This window comes from Pleomorphochaeta naphthae, assembly GCF_055396005.1.
On record NZ_AP042457.1, the window covers coordinates 1,496,736 to 1,518,622 of the forward strand.

The following is a 21,887-nucleotide window of genomic DNA, read 5'->3' on the forward strand; positions in this document are numbered from 1 at the left end:
ACTATATAAACATCCCATTCTTTATTAATATAAGCATTACTCAACAACCTACATAATTATTTTGCCACTATTCCAAGAGAACACCTTAGAAATAATTATATACTTTCTAATCTAAAACCGAATATTTAATTATTATGTTAACTTTAACTAATAAATTAATAACTATATTAATATATTTTCTCTATTTTAAATTTAGAGCCTAATTCATAATCAAAAAAATCAGGATTAAATTTTACATATCCACTCCAAGGGTAAAAAGTTAATTCTCCAAAATACACTTTTTTGTTAACATAATATAAATCTACTCGTACAAAATCAAAATCAACTGCTAAAATCTTAGCAACTCTAATCATTTCAGATAAACCTTCTGGTTTGGGGATTATTCTATCAAAATTTGGACAATCACTACTAACTTCAATTTTATTCCAATTAATATCATAAAAGTTCCTTTTATGCCCTGTAAAACGGTCACCATCTAAAACAATATAATATGGAACCCCATTAAAACAAAAAAACTTATAATCAAATATTCCATTTGAGCAAGACTCATCTTCTAAGTATTCTTCAATTATTATCTTAGGTTGTAATCCATTATAAGCCCATTCCCGGCCACCATAAATTTTATTATGACTTAACCATTCTAATAATATTTTTTTAGTATTTTGTATATTCATTTTTGATTTATCGTTACAAATCATTACATTTAGCCCCCCCCCCCCATCTGTGCATTTCATTACAAATTTGTTAGGAAGACGCATGAAATCTATTTCATCAACATTATCAAACAATCCATAAAAATTGGGCAAAATATTTTTTAATCCTTTTGATTCAACAAAACTGCGAACTTTATATTTATCAACACAAACATGTAAAATATCATTGCGGTAATACATTTTATATAACTGCAATTTTTCGGTAAACCTTTTAGGATTGTTTATATTCAGTTTTCTATTCAATTTAATTCGATATTGTAATTTAAGCATTACTCTATCAGGTAAAAAATCAAAAAGTCGTAATATTTTAAATCTTACATTTCTATTTTTTATTATTTTTTTATAGTCCACTAAGTTATTCCTTCTATTTCCTTAATGTATGAATTTACTACAATTATCCTATCAAAATTTTGTTCAACATATTTTCTACTATTGTATCCCATTACAATTTTCTCTTTGTAATGTAAATTTAAAAATACTTCTATTTTTTGTATCAGATTGACAACATTAATGGGGTATACAATAAATCCATTAATATCAGTTTTTACAACTTCTCTGCATCCACTTCTGTCGGTTGTAATTAATGGTCTTCCACAGGCTGCACTTTCAAGAAGAACATTTGAAATACCTTCAGGATAATATGAAGGGTGTATTGTACAATGAGTAAACTTTAAAATCTCTCTTATATCTCTAACCATACCATGATATATAATATAACCTTCGTCTTGATATTCTTTTAATTTTTTTTCATAATTCTCTTCACAAAACCCACAGACATGGAATTTTGTATTGGGATATTTTGTGGTAATAATTTTGGCGGCTTCTAAATATAAATCTATACCTTTTTCTTTCATTATTCGAGAGATAAATACAAATTCTATCGTATCCTCTGGGGGGTATTCTAATAACTGAAAATGTTTTAAATTTACTCCTGAACCAGGTAATAATTTAAGTTTATCTTGTGCAATATTTTTCTTTTTAAAAAAATCCATATTTTCTTGATTTTGTAAAAATACAGTTTGAATTTTTTTAAAAGAATATTTGTACATTAAAACTGTGATAATTTGCAATATACCTTTTTTTTCTACAGCAGTTCCTAATCCTGTAATATTAGCAATATATGGAATATTATACCTTTTTGCTGCGATACCACCATAAATATTTGGTTTGATAGTATATGTTAATACAACTTTTGGTTTTATTTGTTTAATAATTTTCTTATAAAATTTTATAAGAAATAAATCTTTAATAGGATTTATTCCATGCCGATCAACTGTTGTTTCGATATAATTACATCCCATCTGCATTAAATCATCAATTCTTTCTCCATAGGGAGAAGAAATATAAACTTCATACCCTTCTAATAATAATCGTTCAACTAATTCTTTTCTGAAATTATATATTACTATGTCATGATTTACTAAAAATAGAATTTTTTTATTCATTAGGGTTTATTCTTTCTGTATTGTAAATAGATTTACAAAAATCTATCAATGAATAATTTAAGAGAGAAGACTCATTCAAATCTCTATCATAAATAAGATTTCCAAACATTTTTTTTACTGTCTGCAAATTAAACATTAAGCTAATCAATGGATTAAATATTTTAGTATAAATTATTTTATGATTATATGCTTTTGCTATTTGTCTTACTAATTCTGTTGTTGATACATATTCTTTATTTTGAGGAAAAAATAATCCTGTTTCTTCTTTGTCAATCATTAGTTTTATAAACTCACAAAGGTTATCTATAAATAACATACTTCTTTGATTTGGAAAATCTGGAAATATTGGTGTTTTTTGTGCAAGTTTTGAAAGTCTTGGATAGTTTCCTTTCGATCCAGGCCCATATATCATTGGTGGTCTTAGTATTACGACTTTAAAGTTATCATCTCTTAATGGTTCTATTCCTTTTTCTGCTTGTAATTTACTATCCCCATAAAAGTTACTTGGTGTTGGAATTGTATCTCTTGTAATTACTCTATCTTTAGCGCTGCTATCACCATAAACTATTATACTACTCATAAAGATAAATTGTTTAACATTTTCTTTTTTTGCTTTTTTAGCTGTTTCAATTGTTAAATCTCTATTTACTTTATAGTATAAATCTTTTAATTTAGGATTTGTTGATACATGAGCAATGCCCGCAACATGAAATACTGTATCATAGGGGGAAAAATCATAATTTCTCCAGTTTTCATCTTGCATATCTAGGGTATCTACTTGGTAGTTTTCTGGTTCTTTCATCAACCATTTTTCTACACTTGTTCCTATATAGCTATTTGCACCTGTTATTAATATCTTTTTCATAATTTTACTTTACTATTTATTTAATGTTCCTGTTCCGCCTTCTACAACTCCTTCAGTTTTTATTACTGAGAAGATTGTTCCAAAGAAACACTTCATATCAAAAATAAAGCTAATCTTTTTAGTATATTCACCATCAAGTTTAGCTTTTACTTCTATTGGTAGTTCATCTCTACCGTTTATTTGTGCCCAACCAGTTAGACCTACAGGAACATCATTTGCACTATATTTATCTCTTTCTGCAATTAGATCATACTGATTCCAAAGTGCGGGTCTAGGTCCTATGATTGACATATCACCTTTTAAAATATTAATAATTTGTGGTAATTCATCAAGGGATGTTTTTCTTAAAAACTTACCAACTTTTGTTATCCATTGATCTGGGTTTTCTAACATATGTGTTGGTATATCACTTGGTGTATCAATTCTCATTGTTCTAAACTTTAATATATTAAAATGTTTTTTATGTATTTTGACTCTTTTCTGTTTAAAAAGGACAGGTCCTTTAGAATCTAATTTTATTGCTATAATAAGTATTAAAAATACTGGTGATAATATTATTAATCCTAATAATGAAAGGATTATATCTATTAATCTTTTTATTACTAAATATATTTTCATTTTATCACCTTATATGTATTTATATTATTATTAATCTTGTTTTTTTTATCTCTATTTTTATTTTATTTATTTCGTTGTGTTTTTATTTTTGTTAATTTTAACTTTTTTTTTTACTTTTCATTAAACTCAACTATTGTTTCACTTAACCACTGCTTTAACTGTTTAGGGGTTTGAGTGTTGATTGTTTTTAGACGAGTACAGAACTCATCTTTGTTGAGAGAGCCTGTTACTTTTGCTTTGAAGATGAGCTTGTTTGAGGTTGGGATGGTATTATCCTTATTTGCGAGAAGTTCCTCATACATCTTTTCCCCTGGTCTTAGGCCTGTGATGGTTATCTTGTTTTTGTTTGGATCGCCATACATGTTTATTAGTTTTTTAGCAAATTCATATATGTTTATTGGCTGTCCCATATCTAGTACCATAACTTCTCCACCTTTTCCGATAGAGCCTGCTAAAAATACTAGGGATACTGCTTCTGGTATTGCCATAAAGTATCTTATTATCTTTTTATGGGTTACTGTGATTGGAACGCCTGCTTGGATTTCTTCTATAAACAAGGGTAACATGGATCCTCTAGATCCTAGTACATTTCCAAATCTAACACAAACAAATTCTGTATCTGGGTTTTCTTCATTAAGCATTGCAGCTTCTAACTCTACCATTCTCTTGGTAGCTCCCATTACATTTGTTGGGTTTACTGCTTTATCTGTGCTTATTACTACTACTTTTTTAACTTTATGTTTTGCAGCAAGGCTTAATACATTAAATGAGCCACCTACATTTGTTCTAATTCCTTCTTCTGGATAAAGTTGGATTAATGGAACGTGTTTATAAGCGGCTGCATGGAATATTATATCTGGTTTATATTTGCTTATTATCTGATCTACTTTCTCTTTATTCTTTATATCACATAATACTGGAACTACTTCTTCACTCCACTCTGCTTTATAATTCAACAGTCTTAGTGCACTGTCGTGTAATGAGCTCTCATCTATATCTAAAAGTATTAATTTCTTTGGTTTATAGCTTCTAGCCTGTCTAGATATTTCACTTCCAATTGATCCACAAGCTCCTGTAACTAGTACTACTTTACCTTCTATCATCTCCCTTATTGGCTCTTTATCTATCTCAATAAGTTTTCTTCCAAGTAGGTCTTTATAGTCTATACTTCTTAAATCTATTGGTTGTTTGTTTGAATTTTCTAATTCAAATAAGGATGGAACGATTTTAACTTCAACATTGTTAGTATTTGCAGCACTCACTGCTTCTTGCATTTTATCTGCAGAAAGCTCTGTCACTGCTATTATTAATATTTTTGCTTTTGTTGTTGTTAAGGCTTTTGGCAGGTCTTTTATATCTCCTAACACTTGTTTATTTAAGATTAATGAACCTCTTTTAACTTTGTCATCATCTATAAACCCAACGATATTATAATCTAATTTACCTTTTGTTGATTGTCTTGCTAAAGCTTTTCCAATTTCACCAGCTCCATATACTAAAGCTGCTTTTCTTTGATCTTGAGAAAATGAATTTCCATTAGAAAGTCTTCTATCATGATTTGTTTTACCAAATCTATAAAGGATTCTATATGCCATTGCTAGAAAATAGGATAATACTGAGTAACAGATGAATTCTCTAAAGATGGAATTTGTAAACATTTCCATCTTAAATGCTAGAAAAAATCCAACTATTGATCCTATTACTAGTGCCAAGCCTCTTATTGCAAGTTCTAATGAACTATCTAATAACCTAACTCTATATACTTTGAAGATTATTAAGCAAAGTATTTGGGTCATGAATATTACATAAATATAATTACTTAACTCTCTTGTTGAACCATTTACTATAAACACTGTTAAGAGTGCTGATATAAAAAATACTATTATATCAACTATTACTAATAAAGCTATTCTTAATGTTCTTGAATTCATAGGCTTAATAATCCTCAAGTTTTGTATAGGAGTAGTAAATATTTAATTAAGTATTCGAGGTTTATTAATTGGTTCAATAGGTTAAGTTTTTATATAAAAATTGAAAGGTATATAGCAGGGCAATACAGACTGAGTGTCTGTATTATTTTTCTATATATTTTCTTCAACTTTTAATACCGCGACTTATCAGCGTATACTAAAAATATTGAAACACTATGTGAGAATATTAGCTAAAATTTTAAGAAAAGTAGAAAAATTGAATTATGCATATACTCCCAGAGCAAGATAAGACAATCCCCTACTTTGTCTTAATTTATTCTAAACCTCTTTTAATTATCGTACTGAATAATAACTCAAATTTACTATCCATGCAATATATTTAACAATTATCACGTACTTTTGTTACAGGGTATTCTCTCCAATTTTTTAAACAAATTTTTAACAAATCAGTTTTATGTCAGAAGTTAAATAACTATAATTTAACTAGTTTAATTTTTAATTATTTTACTAATTATTTAACTTAAAAGGAATTATTAATTTATTAATTTGTGCTTTTTAATTAGGTTGCCATGTTTTCCTTTTTTATTTATATAATTAAATTGATACATTTAACCTTCTTCTTAGTTAAATATCATTTTTATATTATTTTAAAAAGATTATTTTTTTTTGAATGTTTCAATATTTTAGGATGAAATAATTTACATAATTTCATAATTTTATTACATTTTAGGTTGGCTAATTTTTTAAAATTTCATATATTTATTTGCTTTTTTTTAGTTTTTTTTGTTCATATTTGAACAATTATTGAATTTGCAGTTATTTTTAAAACTTTTTACAAATTATATTTCTAAGTTTATTATTTTTATCAATTCTCTTATTTTAACTTTATTTGCTTAATTTTCTAATTGATATTATAAATTTTTCTATAATTTTGATTTTGTTTAGCTTTTTGTTTTTTTACTTGGTTATTTTAGTTTTATTAGAGACCTTTTTAATTTAAAAATATGGCTAATTTTATTAATATTTGTCTTATATTTTTTTAGTAATTTAATTTTTTTTATTTTACCACTTCTGTCATTTTTATATTGCTTGGGATGGTTTAATTTTTATTTTTATAGACAATAGTTGATGAAGTTACATTATTTTTTTTATAGTACTTACTATTAAAATATAGATGCTCTACATCTTTTATAGAGCATCTATATATCTTTATATTTTAAAACTGATTCAGTAGCTTTATAACTTCTAACACTCAATTATTGTATAGAATAAGTATATTTGTTCATTTTTAAAATATTTCGATAGCATTGTTAGATAAATCTATACAGAATCTTTATTTAACAAAACCCAAATGTAAATATTTTAGAAAACTCTTCACTTTGATTTTCTTCTAAATTTACTTCACAAAAAGATTCAGGAGACAAACACCAATTACTTAACCAATGATAGAATCTCTTCGATGTAAAACTATCTACAATTTCAACAAAAGTTTTTATAGACTGATTTTCAATCCTAATAATTCTTGATTTGTTTGATGCATAAGTACAACTAAAAGCTAAAGATCCCTGTTGTGAATCAAATTTCATTGGAAAATAATAATTACTATCTAGTAAAATTTCACCTCTGACAAGATTTAAGTTTTTTATTCCATCAAGACTGATTTTATAAGAAGAATCAATTGCATGTTGATCAAACATTATAAAATTATGACAAAATTGCTCTGCTAGAATTTTCTTTTTACCGAGGTTTGTAATCTTTGTTTTTAAAATAAGTTTATTTTCTTTTACTTCAAAAGTCCTTACCATCTTATAAGAATAACCATAAAAATCTTTTTGAAACAATTCAAAAGAAATAACATTTTCTTCTTTTACTAATTGCTTTATTTCTACAAACTCAACGGGGTAATTTTCCCGAATTGAATAGGTTTCATGGTCTTGTAATTCAATAATTCCTACTCCCAAAATGGGATATTTATTCATTATCTTTTCAATTTGCTCTGGATTTTTCCACAGCCAACCATTCATCAATCCAACTCCGCCTGTCCCATAACCATTTATAGTTTTCTCCATTCCTAAAAAAGTATGTTTGCCATCTAAAACAACTTGGTCAATAAAAGGAAAATGTTCAAACCTCGTACCTAAATATTTATCAATATTACTGAGAGTTATACAAAGAGCCTCACTCTTTAATTGGAACTTTTCTTTCATATTATTTCTTTCATTACATTATTGATATCGACAATTTTCTTTTTAGTTTTGTTAAAAGATTTAGAAACTATTCCTAAAAATAATAAATCGCTAATAACCTGCTGCGAATAGTGAGAACTCACTGCACCTACCCTAACTCTTTGTTCCATAGCTGGACTCTGAAAAAGCAAATCAGAATATTTTGAAAGAGAAGAATTAGTATTTCCACAAATCGAAATAACAAATGCTCCTCTTTCAGAAGCTATTTGAGCAGCTTTAGTTATCAACTTTAATTCCCCTGAATAAGAAAAAATTACAATGACATCTTTTGGAGTAGCAGAAAACATAGATTTTAAATTTATATGGGGATCTTTATCGTATTGTACTTTTAAAGCAATGTTATTTAATTTAATATATAAATCCTGAGCTGATATACCCGAAGCACCAATTCCAGCCAACATTATAACATTGGCCTTAAGCAATTTATTTACAGCAACTTCAACTTGATTGTAATCAATAATTTCTAATGCGGAATTACAAACGTTAGTAATTTGACCTAATAGTTTTTTGGCACATTTAGGATAACTGTCACCATCATCAACAAAGAGACTCATTCCTCCTGTAGCCTCTTTTAATGGAGTACTTATGGCCATTATTAAATGTATTTTTGCATCTAAAAAGTTATTATAACCTATTTTTTTAGAAAATCTACCAACAGTAGCAGGTGAAGTCTTTGTAACTTCGGCTAATTCGAAAGCATTTTTTTCTAAAGCTATTCCTGGATTTTCAATAATGTAATCTGCGATAATTTTTTCAGTTCTACTCAATTTATTGTAATTATCCACAATAGATTTAAATACCATTTTATCCCCCCTAATATTTTTATAATAGTGACATATTTTATACTATTCAAAATAAGCTTCTAGGTCAATGAAACCTTTTTAAATCTCGAGATAAGTAAAATCTAACATGTTAGCAAGATATCTTAATTCTTTTCTCCAGTCACCAGGAGCTATTGCATAATGTTGAGTAACACCCTCATTAATTAAAGCCCTAAAAACCTCGTTAGCAGAGTTTCCTAAAAACTTAATGCACCCATGAGAATAACTTGCTAATTCGTGGTTCATTGAGATTCCTTCTGCCATGGTAACTACCATTTTATATTTACCATCTTTTCCCTGAGAACAATGAAGAAGTGTTTTTTTACCTTCAGGAATTACATACCAAGCAAAAGAAGCTCCTGCATGTTTCCATCCAGATCTAGCGAATCGAATATCGCGGGCAATTATAGTTTTTCCTTTTGGATCTGAATAATCATTTGGTCCAGCATGAACAACTTTAACATTCCCATTATTTTCTATATATGCAGGTTCAATAATATTCACATGTTCTTTACTAATTTCTTTCAACATATAAACAGCTAGCCCTACGCCTAAATCCCCTTCTGGGACTACACACACGTCTCCTTTGTTTTCAGGAGTCGGATAGAAACCTGGACGTAATCCAATTTCTTCAAATAGTAATTTACTAGCATCATTAAGAACAACAGTACAAATATTCATTTCACGAGCCACATCTTCAATTGCAAGAGAACATCTCACTGAAGCTTTAAAATGTTCCTTTTCTATATCACCTCTTGTTTGATATTTTTCTAATAAAATTTTAATATTGTCATCGACCCTCTTATCGGGTATTAAATCATAAGCTTTTTTCAAAGTCATTATTGAAACAAATCTCAACTCTGGACCAATCTTGCTAAAATAAGTAAAAGGATCGCAATAAGTAGACCACATTATTTCTGGATAATTACCCATAAGAGCAAAATTTGCTTGTCTTAATTTTGATCTAAGAACTGAAACCGTTGCGAATGATTCTAGTTCATTTAAAACCTCTTCCAAATTTCCGCAATAAGAATAGGACATTTTTCTATCAAATCTTCCAAAAGCTCCACTTCCTTCCAAAGTCCCAACTAAACCACCTGTAGAAAGATATTCAATAAATGGATTTTCTTCTTCAGTATTGGAATAAGTTATTTCAGGACTAATGTGCGAAAAAAATATAGGAAGAGGATACATATCACGTAAAAATCTGATCCAAATTGCATCTTCAGACCAAGAAAGGAAAAAAGCAAAAATTAAATCAACTTTATTGTTATAAAATAAATCCATTGCACTTTGTAAGTCTTCCTTAGTATAAATTTGACCAGGATTAATTGGCTGGGCAAATTGAGAAACACCATTTGCAATTTTATCCAGTCTAACCTGAATTCTTTCTTCATATGTTTGAGGGGTTTCTTTCCCCATACCTTTAAATCTAGAACATGCTATTGGCAACAAGCCAATTTTAGCTGTTATATCTCTCAAAATTTACCTCCTAAAAATAAAGCCATCTAATTTAAAGAAATTAGAGGCTATTAAATACTATTTACATGAAATAATAAAATTCATAAAATCAACACAATCATATTTTTCAGCATACTCATTCCAATAAGGAGTAAATAAATTAACTAATTTATCTTGATCTTTAAGAACTACAACATTATTTCCAGAAGTCTTTAAGGTTTCGAGATATCCATTTTCTTTGTCAATTACTTCTGCTCTTAATTCTTCTGTGACTTCATCCATGCAAGTTGTAAGCAATTTTTGATCTTCAGTTGAAAGACTTTCCCAAAGTTCTTCACTAATAACAGGAGCATTACAACTAAAAATATGTCTAGTTAAAATTATATTATCAGCTATTTTATAAAATGACTGAGTAACTAAAGCTTCAGTTGTTGTTTCCATTCCATCAACAAGACCACTTTGTAAAGCTGAATAAGTATCTCCCCATGCAATGATAGTAGGTTTTGCTTCTAAAATTTCAAACATTTTTAAGTACATATCTAAACCAGGTGAACGGAACTTCTTGCCTTTAAAATCAGCTATTTCGTTTATTTCTTCTTTACAGCACATATTTCTAAAACCATTCCACCACCAATCCATAATCCTAATATTATCATCTTGGGCAATTTCTTCATTCATTTGTGCGCATTCATCACTATCAAGAACTTTTTCAGCTTGTTCCCAACTATTTACCATCATTGGTAAACTTACCATAGCATATGATGGTTTATATTCATTAAGATATCCAATATCAATGATACTCATATCTTGCAATCCATTTGAAACATTAGCCATTAAATCAATTGCATTACCTAATTGTCCAGCTGGATAAACTGTAATATGAATTCTACCATTACTCCTTTCATTTACCTTATCCGCAAAAAGTTGTGAATATACACCAATTGGTTGATCAATAGCATTTCCATGAGCTAATGAAATTTCAATCACCTGTTCTTGCTCTGTGGCTTTACTATTTTCTTGTGCTCCATTCGCAAAAATAAATCCTACGAAAACATTAAACATTAAACATAACACTAAAAACTTTTTCATGTATCCTCCTAAAAAAGGCCAATAGCTTTTCACAAAAAGCCATAACCTAATTTTACATTTTTTTTCTTTGTTAGAAGCTATACAGCTTCTGCGAGTCGCTTATTGAAATTTTCTTACTAAGACAATTATAAATTGCCCACTTCCTTTGTTTTTTTCATCTTTTTATAGACAAAGCTTACCTATCACAGCTTGTAACATTGAAGTTATCAACGCTACAGGTCTCTATTCCTCGTTATATGTCCGTATATCTTTTTTCATTTGAGAATTTTACAAATGGTGTGATTCCACAATTTGCTGTAATCTATTTAAAAATTACAAATCCATTTATTAAACACCCTGGGCATATACTCTAATACTTGTGGTTGCTATTTTACTACACTAAAAATAGTTTATAGCAGCTAAACATCTTTAACTTCTTGTTCAAAATTTTCAATTAATACCGCTTAAGTAATAATTTATCCGTCCAAAATTTATAAACGTTGAATAAAACTTTTTAACATCAAGACCGTCCTCTTAGTAATCAAAGAAAGACATTCGGGATTGTCAATAAAATGCAGTCTCTTTTATCTCGTTTTGAAATCAAATAGCACTTATTACTATTTTATAATCGAACATCATACTATTTATTATACTCTTAGTTCTTACTATTAATGAAACTAAGCCATATCTTTTACTGATCAGTTGTCTAAATTCTTATATTTCTTATTCCTTTAAATAACTTTCAGATAAAATATGATTTAATAAATGAATCTCTATTCTCAGGCTTTTTAACACTTAATGTTACAATCTAAATTTATAAAGTATAAATAAACGTTGTAAGAAATCTTCTTTTTACGTCAAATTTCTAAAACACATAACGTTAGTAGTAGCTTCTATAGTTTTCAAAGAGTTTGCCCCATACTATTGTGACGTTTATCAATAAAAACTATATAAAATTGGTTAAATACGCGTTTCCAAATAAAAACTCATTTCTTTGAAGTTATTGCACAAACTGTAAATTGAGTCATATACAAATCGATTCCTACGCTATCAGTTTTGTTTTTTCTATTATCTTTTATTATCTCCTTTCATTTGTTTCTTTATACTAAAAGTCAAAAATGGCTCTCTGTTCGATAGTTGTTTCATTCTCCTATTTCACCTTAGTAAATGAACCAATAATTAACACAACAAAACTCTCCATTCTTTTAAACAACCTCATATCTTGAACCAATAAAATGTATCTAGTTAAAAGTCTTGGCCATGCCTCGGTTTTATAAATATAATTCAAGGTTCAATAGAAATTTTGAGACAACTACCTGCTATTTAAATTTTCATCACTCAAACCGTAAAAAAAGTCATTACCTATTTTTTTCTCTTTTCCTTACTAACCTATAGCAGATGGAATCCATGTTACTAATTGTGGAATGAAAATTACTAGGATAACCATTAAAACCATCAATCCCACAAAAACCCAAATCTTTTTTACTACTCTTGAAATGTTGACATTTTCTATACTTGCTACTATATATAAAACCAATCCGACAGGTGGTGTTAAACCGCCCGTAGCAACTGATAATAAAATTATCATAGCAAAATAAACTGGATCTAAACCCAAACTACATATTAATGGAGCAAATACTGGAACCATCATTAAAATTATGGCATTTGCATCAATAAATAACCCCATAACCACCAATAACAATGAAATAATAACTAAAATGACATATTTATTCGTTGAAATAGCTTCAAGCATATTCATTATTAATATAGGTACGTTTGCTTGTGTAAAAATATATCCAATTAAAGTTGCAAAACAAATTACAAGAATAGAACCAACTGTAGCAACTAAGGCATCTTCAATACTTTTCTTAAGCTTTTTTAAATCCAATAATTTAGTAACAAAACCATAAATTACTCCGTAAATAACAGCTAAAATTCCTGCTTCAGTTGCAGTAACAATACCTAATAAGATTCCACCAATAATTATTATTGGCATTATTAATCCACCTAAACTGGCTAAAAAACATCTTCCAACATTTTTCCATCCTACAAATTTTGTTCTTTTGATATCGTGTTTCTTTGCATAAAAATAACTGTATATCATATAAGAAACACCAAGAGTAATCCCTGGAATAATACCAGCCATGAAAAGTTTTCCAACAGATATTGTACTTACACCAGAATAAACAATCATTAAAATTGAAGGGGGAATAATCGGTCCAAGTACAGCACAAGCAGAAACCAAAGAAACCCTAAAACCATCATCATAACCTGCTTCTCGTAATGGAGGTAAAAGTAAAGCTCCAATTGCAGTTGCATCTGCATTAGCTGATCCAGAGATTCCAGCCATTAACATCCCAGATAGCGCAGTTGTTTGAGCTAATCCCCCATAAAACTGTCCAACCAAAGAATCTGCAAATTCGACAAGCCTTTTAGTAATTCCTGTTTGATTCATAATATTGCCTGCCAATAAAAATAAAGGAATTGCCATATATGTAAAGCTATCTATTGAATTAAAAAGTTTTTGAATCAATAATATTGGATTTATTTCACCTGAAAAAATCGCTGATCCAAAAGACGCAGCACAAAATGTAAAAGCTAAAGGAACCCCAGCCAATAAAAGGACAACAAACAATATAATTAATATTAACAACATTTTATTTGTCTCCTTTATCAAGTCGCTTTATACTAAAAGCAAACTCTTTTAAACTAGTGAGTAGTAAGAAAAACCCACCTACAGGTATTGCTGAATAAACCAAATTCATTGAAATTTTCAAATCAGTTCCTAAACCTTTGATACACTTATTACTCATTAAATCACAGTATTTAATACCCCAAACAAGAAGACATATAGCGCAAAGCATTATTATTAAATTCATCAAGATATTTAATACTCTTTGCATCTTTGAGTTCAAATTTTTAAAAATAATATCAAAAGCGGGATTACCTTTATCACGATACAATACTGGCATATAAAGCATTATTGACCAAACAAACAAATATCTAGCTACCAATTCTGTCCAAGTTGTCGGAGAATTAAAAAAATATCTAGAAATTACTTGAATACCTACTAATACAGAATAGGCTATTAACAAATAAAAACTAATTTTTTTTAATATATCTAAAATATAATTTATTGTTTTATTCATTTTTTATATTCTCCTTTTGTTTTTTCCCATAATAAGAAGCCCCAATTATGGATAACATTTCACTATTTTGAGATTTTAATAATAATGGAATTTTAGTTCCTTTTCTTTCTAATTCTTCTTTAAATGCAGGAATAAAGACATCAAATGAATTTGAAATTCTACCACCAAATATTAAACAATCAATTTTATAATCTTCAATTATTTTTGAAGAAACTGTAGCAATGGCTTCCCCCATTTTTCTATAAGCTAAAATTGCTTTTTCATCGCCTTTATTAGCCAAGTCTCCTATTTCTTTTGCCGAAAGCTCCGTTGAACGTCCAGTTATTTCTTTAAATAATCGAGGGATACCTCTACTTGCTGCAAAATCCTCAATTGTTTCATTTCTAAAAGGTCTACAGAACATTCTAAAAATAGGAGTTCCTAATGTATCTGCCAAAATAGATCCTTTACTAACTGTTCCAAAGCCAAGACCAGAACCAATAATGAAACCACCTACGGTGCTAAATGATTTACATCGTCCAGATGCTATTTCCCCAAAAACAAGGGAATGAGCATCGTGACAGAAAAAGACAGGAATCTTTGGATTTAGTCCATTTTCATAAAAAGTTTTTGGAAGATTAACTCCTTTTATTGACTTCCATTTATGGTCCATTAAACTAATACCATTGTAATAATCAAAAGGTCCTGGACAAGAACAGCCTATTAGCTTTATTTCTCCATTATTCTCTTCAGCAATTTTCATTGCTTTTTTAATTATTGAATTCCAAACATCTAGAATGGATTGTTTTGAGCCATTTGAATCTATTGAAGTATAAATTGGTTCGAATAAAGGTTTTAAATTAGAGTATTTCAACAAAGAAAACTTAAAAGTTTGTCCTCCAGCGTCAATTCCTAAAATTAAATCACTTTTTTTTATCATTCTTTTACCTGAACTTTGTAAACTACTATTGGTTGTTTACGAACATCTTCATTAATAATCTCGTATTCTCCAATATCACTTGGTACTACAACAATATCCAAGAAATTTAAATGATAACATTTGTTTGGATCTTTCTTTGATTGAATTCTTACTTTCTCACCATCAGCAAGAGTCAATACATGGAATCTACCATTTGTATTTCCTTCTGCTTTATCAGAAAATCTTATTTGCCTTGTTGAAAAATATACTAGAGGATCTTCTCCTAATAAATATTCTTCCCAAGTATCTCCCTTCTTCAACAATACTGGATCTTTTACTAAGCGTTTATTAACGAAATCTTCATTCCTATCTTTTTCCAACACTTTTTCACCATAATATGTATGAATTGGTCTTGGATTTCCATCTAAATCCTTCCTCATATAATCATACTGCTTAAAAGTATAAGAACCCATAATTAATGAACCAATTTCAAGTACTAATTGATTTCTTCCAGAAGCGTGAATTGTTCCACCAGGTATTAAGAATTGTCTTCCAGGAATAGATTGAATTGAATTTACATATTTATCGTGATCAAATTTGGTTTTATTCGTTTCGGACTTTTTAGCCTCTACCATAAAGTCATCAACATTAACACCATTCTTGAATCCACAATAAGTTTTTGCACCTACACCGGTCTCTATTACGTAGTAAGCCTCATCTTGACCGTAATATTCTCCAAAATTATTCTTACAAAATTCTTTTCTTGGATGACACTGGATAGACATATTTCCAGGACTATGGAAAGTATCATCATAACTAAATCGAATAGGAAAATATCTTCCAAATCTTTCTGTTAAAGTTTTGCCCATTATTTGTTCGGGTACTTCTTGCAAGAAAGCCATAAATGGTAATTCAAAAATGTCCTTCTGGTCATTCATTTGAATAACTAAAGAATTATCCATTGGAATCATATCAACTGCCCAAGCAATGTTTCTAAATTGATCTTTTGGTAAATTTCTAGCTTTCATCAAAAAATAACCGCCCCAAACACCTTCACTATAAATAGGTTTACATCTAAAAGGTCTCTTAGCTAAATTTAATAATACCTTTCTCATAGCTGAATGTGAAATCATAATTGATTCTTCATCTCTTTCACTGGTAATGTAATAATCCAATCTATTAGTTTTTATTAATTCTTCTCTTAAATGTAATGACAATTGAAAATCAATATAATAAATTCTCCTAAACTCTTGACGAATTGCTAAACCTTTTTCATCACCAAGACAAGTATATTCACTATTTTTAATTCTTGAAAACATTGTTTTTGGTGTAACATCAAAGAAAATTACTTTGTCAGCGATGTTCCAAAAACTTTCTGAGCCAGCGCCTTGACCATAAAGAAGTACAATTTCTCCTTCTTTCTTATATTTTTCTAAATCCGCTAAAAGTTTTATTAACTTACTATTATCGAATATAGAATCATACTTTTCTTTAAATACTCTTCCAAAAATTTGAGAAGGATCTTTTATTTTATCTTCAGGAAGATATGTCAATAAAAAATCATATAATTCATCACTACTTTTATAGATTTTATCAATAGGAATATATTTAATATTGAAATTTTCTATTTTAGCTTTGCTACGAATAGATTTAACCATTCTATTAAACTCTGCTGAGGGAGCTCCATCTAAGGAAACTACTCCACTTTTTAGGCTTTTTAATAAATCAAAAAAACCACTTGTTACATTGTCATACTTGAATAAACATTCGTTAAGTACAGAAGCTTCTACTTCAGGATAATTTATAGCCCTTTTATCTTCGTATGGACTAGGTGAAAAAATAAAACTCATAATAATTCCTTTTGTTTTCTAAGATAATTTAATAGTAATACACATGAAAGCATTTTTCAAGTTTTATTTTTTTTAATTTTTTTTTTCAGGTTTGTTGATTCAAAAACATTTTTCAAAAAATAACTTTCACACTATCCTAAAACACATTAATAGGAAAATTTCCAGCATTAGCATGATTTTCTGCTTATAGCAGGATATTTATAAATTCTGTGAGAAAATCATATTAAAGTTATTAATCATATTATCTTAAGCCACAGATTTGATTCTCTGTAAGATTAAATATCTCATTTATTTTAAAATTCTTGACCTCTTGTATAGATTATCGAGAAGATTAATATCCTTGCTACAAATTTTATGGGATTTTTCTATAGAAATTAATCTATTTAAATTTTTCCTAAGATAGTTTTCATACAATCATAGATTTCTCTTATTTACTTTTATGAATATCTGTAATATCAGTTCTTTTTTGTATAAACCTTTTAATTACATCATTATGATTTTCAGTAGGCACACTTTAAAAAGAACTACTTTCTGATATTTATGCATGCAATTCACATTTAATCAAAAATGAGTTAATTCTTAATTATTTAAAATCATCAGAATATAACTCTACTATGCCTTTCAAATTATTTGATATAATTAATGATATTTTTTTCGAGGAAGGCTTGTTTTGTACTGATATATTAATTTTTTCTTATCTTATATTTTTGTTTAAGCTCACTTATATATCATTTTTCTTTTTAGATTTTTTTTAATAATCATTTTTAATTAAAATTATAGCCTCAGGTTTGAGACTATAATAAGTTTTACATTTTTCTTTTTATTTTGTTTAAAACTGATTTAAAAGTTTTAATACTTTTAGTACTTCGCGATTATCAACTATATCTGAGTTTTTCTTTTTTTCATAACTTTCTATAAAGTTTGTTAATTCATTATAAAACCAGCCTGTTGGTGGTAGGTTTGTTGATGTTGGAACAACTACTTCATCTTTTATATCATACTCTATTTCTTTTTCTCCTTTTGGATAGGCTTTTAATGTTTTTCCATCAAATATTAAAACTGCTGTTTCAAATACTACTCTCCAATTGTTTAAAAAGGGCATTGATGAATTGTACCAAGAAGCTTGGGCTGTTATTTGAAATTTATCATAGATATATGTGAATCTATAAAATTCACTATAATCTATATTTTCTCTCCCACTTTTATATACTCTATAATCTTTAGGCTCTCCAAATATGCTTATTATTAGATCTAAATCATGGATATGTAGATCAAAGGGGACTAATCCACTTTTATTTTTGTCTTTAAACCAATCGTTTTGTACCCAAAATGGGTAGGATGATAATCTATTAAATTCTGCATCTAATACTTTTCCATATCTTTTATCTTCTACTATTTTCTTTAATATTTGGCTCTCTTTTGCAAAGCGGACTACTTGCCCTATATAGATAAAACTTTTATTTGTTTTTGCTAGTGTAAATAATTCTTCTGCTCTCTCTTCTTTTAGGGTAAAGGGTTTTTCACAGATTACTGTTTTTTTTCTCTCTAAGGCTTTTTTTACTAAGGGATAGTGGGTAAATGTTGGTGTTGTGATATCTATTATATCTATGGGTTCTTTCTCTAGTAGTGTTTCTAGATCTTCATAAAACTTTAGGTTTCTTTTCTCTGCTTCTTCTTGATCTTTTTTTGTTTTTCCAACTAGTGCTACTACTTTAGCTTTTTTTATATATTTATAATTATCTAGATGGACTTTAGCCATGCCTCCTGCTCCAACTATAGCTATTTTTACCATGCCCTTCTCCTTATATCACAAATTGTTCTAAATATTTTTTTGTTAATTTCAAACTTTTTATTTTATCTTCTAATGAACTTTCAAAGGCTCTATCTTCTACTTCAACGCAGGCATAACTTTCATATCCTATATCTGTTAAGGCTGAGATGAACTTTGACCAGTTTACATCTCCTAGTCCTGGGATTTTTGGGATCATGTATTCTAGTGGATAGGAGAGCACTCCTGCTTCTTTTAGCCTATCTTCTAATATTTTTATGTCTTTAAAGTGGATGTGAAACATTTTATCTTTAAATTCATATATTGGTTTTATATAATCCATCTGTTGCCATACGAAGTGGGATGGATCAAAGTTGATTCCAAAATATGGGCTATCTATTATTTTAAATAATTCTCGCCATATTTTTACACTTGTAAATAGGTTTTGGCCTCCTGGCCATTGTGTTTTGTCAAATAGCATTGGACAGTTTTCTATTGCTACTTTTACTTTATTTTCTTTTGCATATTCTATTATTTTTGGCCACTCTTTTTTAAATTCTTCTATGTTTTCTTCAACTGTTTTATTTTGATCTCGCCCGATAAAGGTTGTTACTAGATTGATATCTAATAATTTGCTAGCTTTTATTACTTTCTTTAGGTGCTCTATATTCTCTCTTCTTTTTGTTGGGGATGGATCTAAGGTATTTGGATAATATGCTAATGATGATATTTCTACTTGGTATGTTTTAGTGATGTTTTTAATTTCTTTTATTTTTTGATCATCTAAGTTATTTACATCTATGTGGCTAACTCCTGCATATCTTCTCTCTTTCTCTCCTTTAGGCCAACAGGCTACTTCGATACATTTATAGCCTAAGGTATGGACTTTCTTTATTACTTCTTCAAATTCTAATTCTTCAAATATTGCACTTACTATTCCTAATTTCATGTTTATTCAACCTCTACTCTTTTGTTCAATTTGCTACTTTCTATGCTTGCAAATACTGCCTTCATGCTGCTTAGTACACTCTCACTTGTAATACTTGGCTCTATCTCTTCTACTATGCTTTTTACAAAGGCATCTATTACTCCTGATTTTGTTTGTTTGTCATTTGTTTGGATTTTGTCTATATCATAATAGATTTTCTCTCCATTTTTTAGTTGTGCTACTATTGAGTGGTTTGGATCTTCATAGATTCTAAGACATCCTTTATCTCCATAGATGATTGTAGAATTATCTTCTTCTCCATACATTGTCCAACTTGCATGCATTGTTCCAACTATGTTGTTTTCCATCTCGTATATGCAAAAGGCATTATCATCTATTTTTATTAGTTTTTTTGTTGAATCTTTTTTATCTAATGTAACTAGTTTTGATGTTACTGCTATTATTTTTGAGTTTAGTAGATACTGTATTAAATCTGTTTTATGGATTCCTAAATCTGCCATTGCTCCCATGGCTGCTTTATCTTTTGAGAAGAACCAAACATCTTTGCCTGGGTCTATGCTCCATGTTTCTGGTCCGCTGTGGCCAAAGGTTGTTCTAAAGGAAATTACTTTCCCTATGACGCCTTTTTCTATTAGCTCTTTTGCATATATATGGGCTTTTGCTAATCTTTGGTTGTGGCCTATCATTAGCTTTTTGTTTGTCTCTTTTGATACTGCAACCATTGCTTCACACTCTGCTAGGTTTATTGCCATTGGTTTTTCACACAGGACATGTTTACCACTTCTCATTGCTTTTATACTGATTGGTGCATGATAATTATTGGGTAGACAAATACTAACTGCATCTATTTTCCTATCATGTAGTAATTCATCATAGCTTATATAACTTTTAGCATTATATTTTTTTGCTAGTGTTGCTGCCCTCTCTTCATTATAATCATAAAAGCCTATTAGTTTTACATTTTCATTATCTAAATATTCTGGGATATGTCTAACTTGAGCTATTTTCCCACATCCTATTATTCCAACTCCTATCATTATTAGCACCTCTTAATTTTCTTCTTTTTTCTGTAGTAATACGGCACAGATTACTATTACTCCTTTAAAGGCTTCTCTCAAGAATGGGGGAACGCCTAAAAGATTTAATAAGTTGTTCATTACTGATATTATTAATACTCCAAGTATTGTCCCTCCTATTGTTCCTCGGCCTCCACTCATGCTTGTTCCACCTACTATGACTGCTGATATTGCATCCATCTCATAGCCGGATCCTGCATTTGCATAGTCCATTGCCCCGATTCTACTTACTTGTAATATTGCTGCTATTGCTACTAAAAAGCCCATTAGTGAATAAACTACTAGTTTTACTCTCTTTACATTAATTCCACTTAAGGCTGCTGCTCTCTCATTTGATCCTACTGCATATACATGTTTTCCAAATGCTGTCTTTTTTGATACTAGGTTTAATATGTATGCGATTATTATCCAATATAGGATTGGCATTAGCATTAGATCAAAGATTTCTACTGAGGCTATTTTTAAAAAGGCTTTCGGTACTTGTGGATTATTCCCTTGCATAAATTGCTGGGTTACGGACCTAAATATTTTCATAGTTCCTAATGTTGCAATAAAGGGTGGGAGTTTTCCATATGTTATTATTACTCCTGTAAAGGCTCCAAGCAAAAGTCCTACTAGTAAACTTAGAGCTATTGCTATGATAAAGGCTGGCACTCCTGTTATGCCTATTGAAAGGAGCACTCCTCCTGAGGTGTTTATAAAGACCATTAAAAAGGCCCCTATTGCAACTAGGGCTGAGCCTACTGCTAAATCTATTCCTCCAGAGATGATTACAAAGGCCATTCCTAATGATATTATCCCTATATTTGCATTATTTCTTAATATGTTTATCCAGTTATGGCCCCATCTTACTATCCAATATCTAAAGCCATCACTGAAATCAAAGCCTAGTGCTAAGGTTTGTAGTATTATCATTACTAATAAGGCTATTGCTGTACTAAAAGTTGAACTTTCTTTCCAAGATGTTTTAAAATTTGTAAGAAATTTATTTTTTCTTTTCTCTTTTATTTTATTGTCCACCTAAAACTC

17 protein-coding genes are annotated in these 21,887 nt (G+C 29.1%); all 17 read right to left on the bottom strand.

Annotation, left to right across the window (positions count from 1 at the left end; genetic code table 11):
- Window positions 1-167 precede the first annotated feature (167 nt).
- The gene (locus ACZ5SO_RS06815) at window positions 168-1,064 is read right to left on the bottom strand and encodes an ATP-grasp fold amidoligase family protein (RefSeq protein ID WP_464627619.1); all 897 of its coding nucleotides are present in this window, start codon (window positions 1,062-1,064) and stop codon (window positions 168-170) included.
- The gene (locus ACZ5SO_RS06820) at window positions 1,064-2,158 is read right to left on the bottom strand and encodes a glycosyltransferase family 4 protein (RefSeq protein ID WP_464627620.1); all 1,095 of its coding nucleotides are present in this window, start codon (window positions 2,156-2,158) and stop codon (window positions 1,064-1,066) included. The genes ACZ5SO_RS06815 and ACZ5SO_RS06820 overlap by 1 nt, the downstream gene beginning before the upstream one ends.
- Window positions 2,151-3,023, bottom strand: coding sequence for an NAD-dependent epimerase/dehydratase family protein (locus ACZ5SO_RS06825; RefSeq protein ID WP_464627621.1), 873 nt, complete (start codon window positions 3,021-3,023; stop codon window positions 2,151-2,153). The genes ACZ5SO_RS06820 and ACZ5SO_RS06825 overlap by 8 nt, the downstream gene beginning before the upstream one ends.
- 12 nt (window positions 3,024-3,035) lie before the next feature.
- Window positions 3,036-3,641, bottom strand: coding sequence for a sugar transferase (locus ACZ5SO_RS06830; RefSeq protein ID WP_464627622.1), 606 nt, complete (start codon window positions 3,639-3,641; stop codon window positions 3,036-3,038).
- Window positions 3,642-3,751: 110 nt separating this feature from the next.
- On the bottom strand, window positions 3,752-5,572 hold the full coding sequence (locus ACZ5SO_RS06835; RefSeq protein WP_464627623.1) for a polysaccharide biosynthesis protein: 1,821 nt from the start codon (window positions 5,570-5,572) through the stop codon (window positions 3,752-3,754).
- Between the two features lie 1,337 nt (window positions 5,573-6,909).
- On the bottom strand, window positions 6,910-7,779 hold the full coding sequence (locus tag ACZ5SO_RS06840; RefSeq protein WP_464627624.1) for a hypothetical protein: 870 nt from the start codon (window positions 7,777-7,779) through the stop codon (window positions 6,910-6,912).
- Window positions 7,776-8,621 carry a MurR/RpiR family transcriptional regulator gene (locus tag ACZ5SO_RS06845; protein WP_464627625.1) on the bottom strand — a complete coding sequence of 282 codons (846 nt, stop codon included), beginning with the start codon at window positions 8,619-8,621 and terminating at the stop codon, window positions 7,776-7,778. Before ACZ5SO_RS06845 ends, ACZ5SO_RS06840 begins: the two co-directional genes overlap by 4 nt.
- Window positions 8,622-8,699: 78 nt before the next feature.
- Complete coding sequence (locus ACZ5SO_RS06850; protein ID WP_464627626.1) at window positions 8,700-10,121, bottom strand: hypothetical protein; 1,422 nt, start codon at window positions 10,119-10,121, stop codon at window positions 8,700-8,702.
- 57 nt (window positions 10,122-10,178) lie between these two features.
- Window positions 10,179-11,189, bottom strand: coding sequence for a TRAP transporter substrate-binding protein (locus ACZ5SO_RS06855; RefSeq protein WP_464627627.1), 1,011 nt, complete (start codon window positions 11,187-11,189; stop codon window positions 10,179-10,181).
- Window positions 11,190-12,552: 1,363 nt separating this feature from the next.
- A complete protein-coding gene (locus ACZ5SO_RS06860; RefSeq protein ID WP_464627628.1) occupies window positions 12,553-13,824 on the bottom strand; it encodes a TRAP transporter large permease in 1,272 nt (423 codons plus the stop codon).
- Between the two features lies 1 nt (window position 13,825).
- Window positions 13,826-14,317: a TRAP transporter small permease gene (locus tag ACZ5SO_RS06865; protein ID WP_464627629.1), complete on the bottom strand. Its 492-nt coding sequence runs from the start codon at window positions 14,315-14,317 to the stop codon at window positions 13,826-13,828.
- On the bottom strand, window positions 14,310-15,236 hold the full coding sequence (locus ACZ5SO_RS06870; RefSeq protein WP_464627630.1) for an ROK family protein: 927 nt from the start codon (window positions 15,234-15,236) through the stop codon (window positions 14,310-14,312). Before ACZ5SO_RS06870 ends, ACZ5SO_RS06865 begins: the two co-directional genes overlap by 8 nt.
- On the bottom strand, window positions 15,233-17,065 hold the full coding sequence (locus ACZ5SO_RS06875; RefSeq protein WP_464627631.1) for a class I mannose-6-phosphate isomerase: 1,833 nt from the start codon (window positions 17,063-17,065) through the stop codon (window positions 15,233-15,235). Before ACZ5SO_RS06875 ends, ACZ5SO_RS06870 begins: the two co-directional genes overlap by 4 nt.
- 829 nt (window positions 17,066-17,894) lie before the next feature.
- A complete protein-coding gene (locus ACZ5SO_RS06880) occupies window positions 17,895-18,857 on the bottom strand; it encodes a Gfo/Idh/MocA family protein (RefSeq protein ID WP_464627632.1) in 963 nt (320 codons plus the stop codon).
- A 10-nt stretch (window positions 18,858-18,867) separates the two neighbouring features.
- Window positions 18,868-19,782 (bottom strand): sugar phosphate isomerase/epimerase family protein, encoded by a 915-nt coding sequence (locus ACZ5SO_RS06885; protein WP_464627633.1) that lies wholly within the window; start codon window positions 19,780-19,782, stop codon window positions 18,868-18,870.
- A 2-nt stretch (window positions 19,783-19,784) separates the two neighbouring features.
- Window positions 19,785-20,819: a Gfo/Idh/MocA family protein gene (locus ACZ5SO_RS06890; protein WP_464627634.1), complete on the bottom strand. Its 1,035-nt coding sequence runs from the start codon at window positions 20,817-20,819 to the stop codon at window positions 19,785-19,787.
- Between the two features lie 12 nt (window positions 20,820-20,831).
- Window positions 20,832-21,878 carry an ABC transporter permease gene (locus tag ACZ5SO_RS06895; RefSeq protein ID WP_464627635.1) on the bottom strand — a complete coding sequence of 349 codons (1,047 nt, stop codon included), beginning with the start codon at window positions 21,876-21,878 and terminating at the stop codon, window positions 20,832-20,834.
- Window positions 21,879-21,887 lie beyond the last annotated feature (9 nt).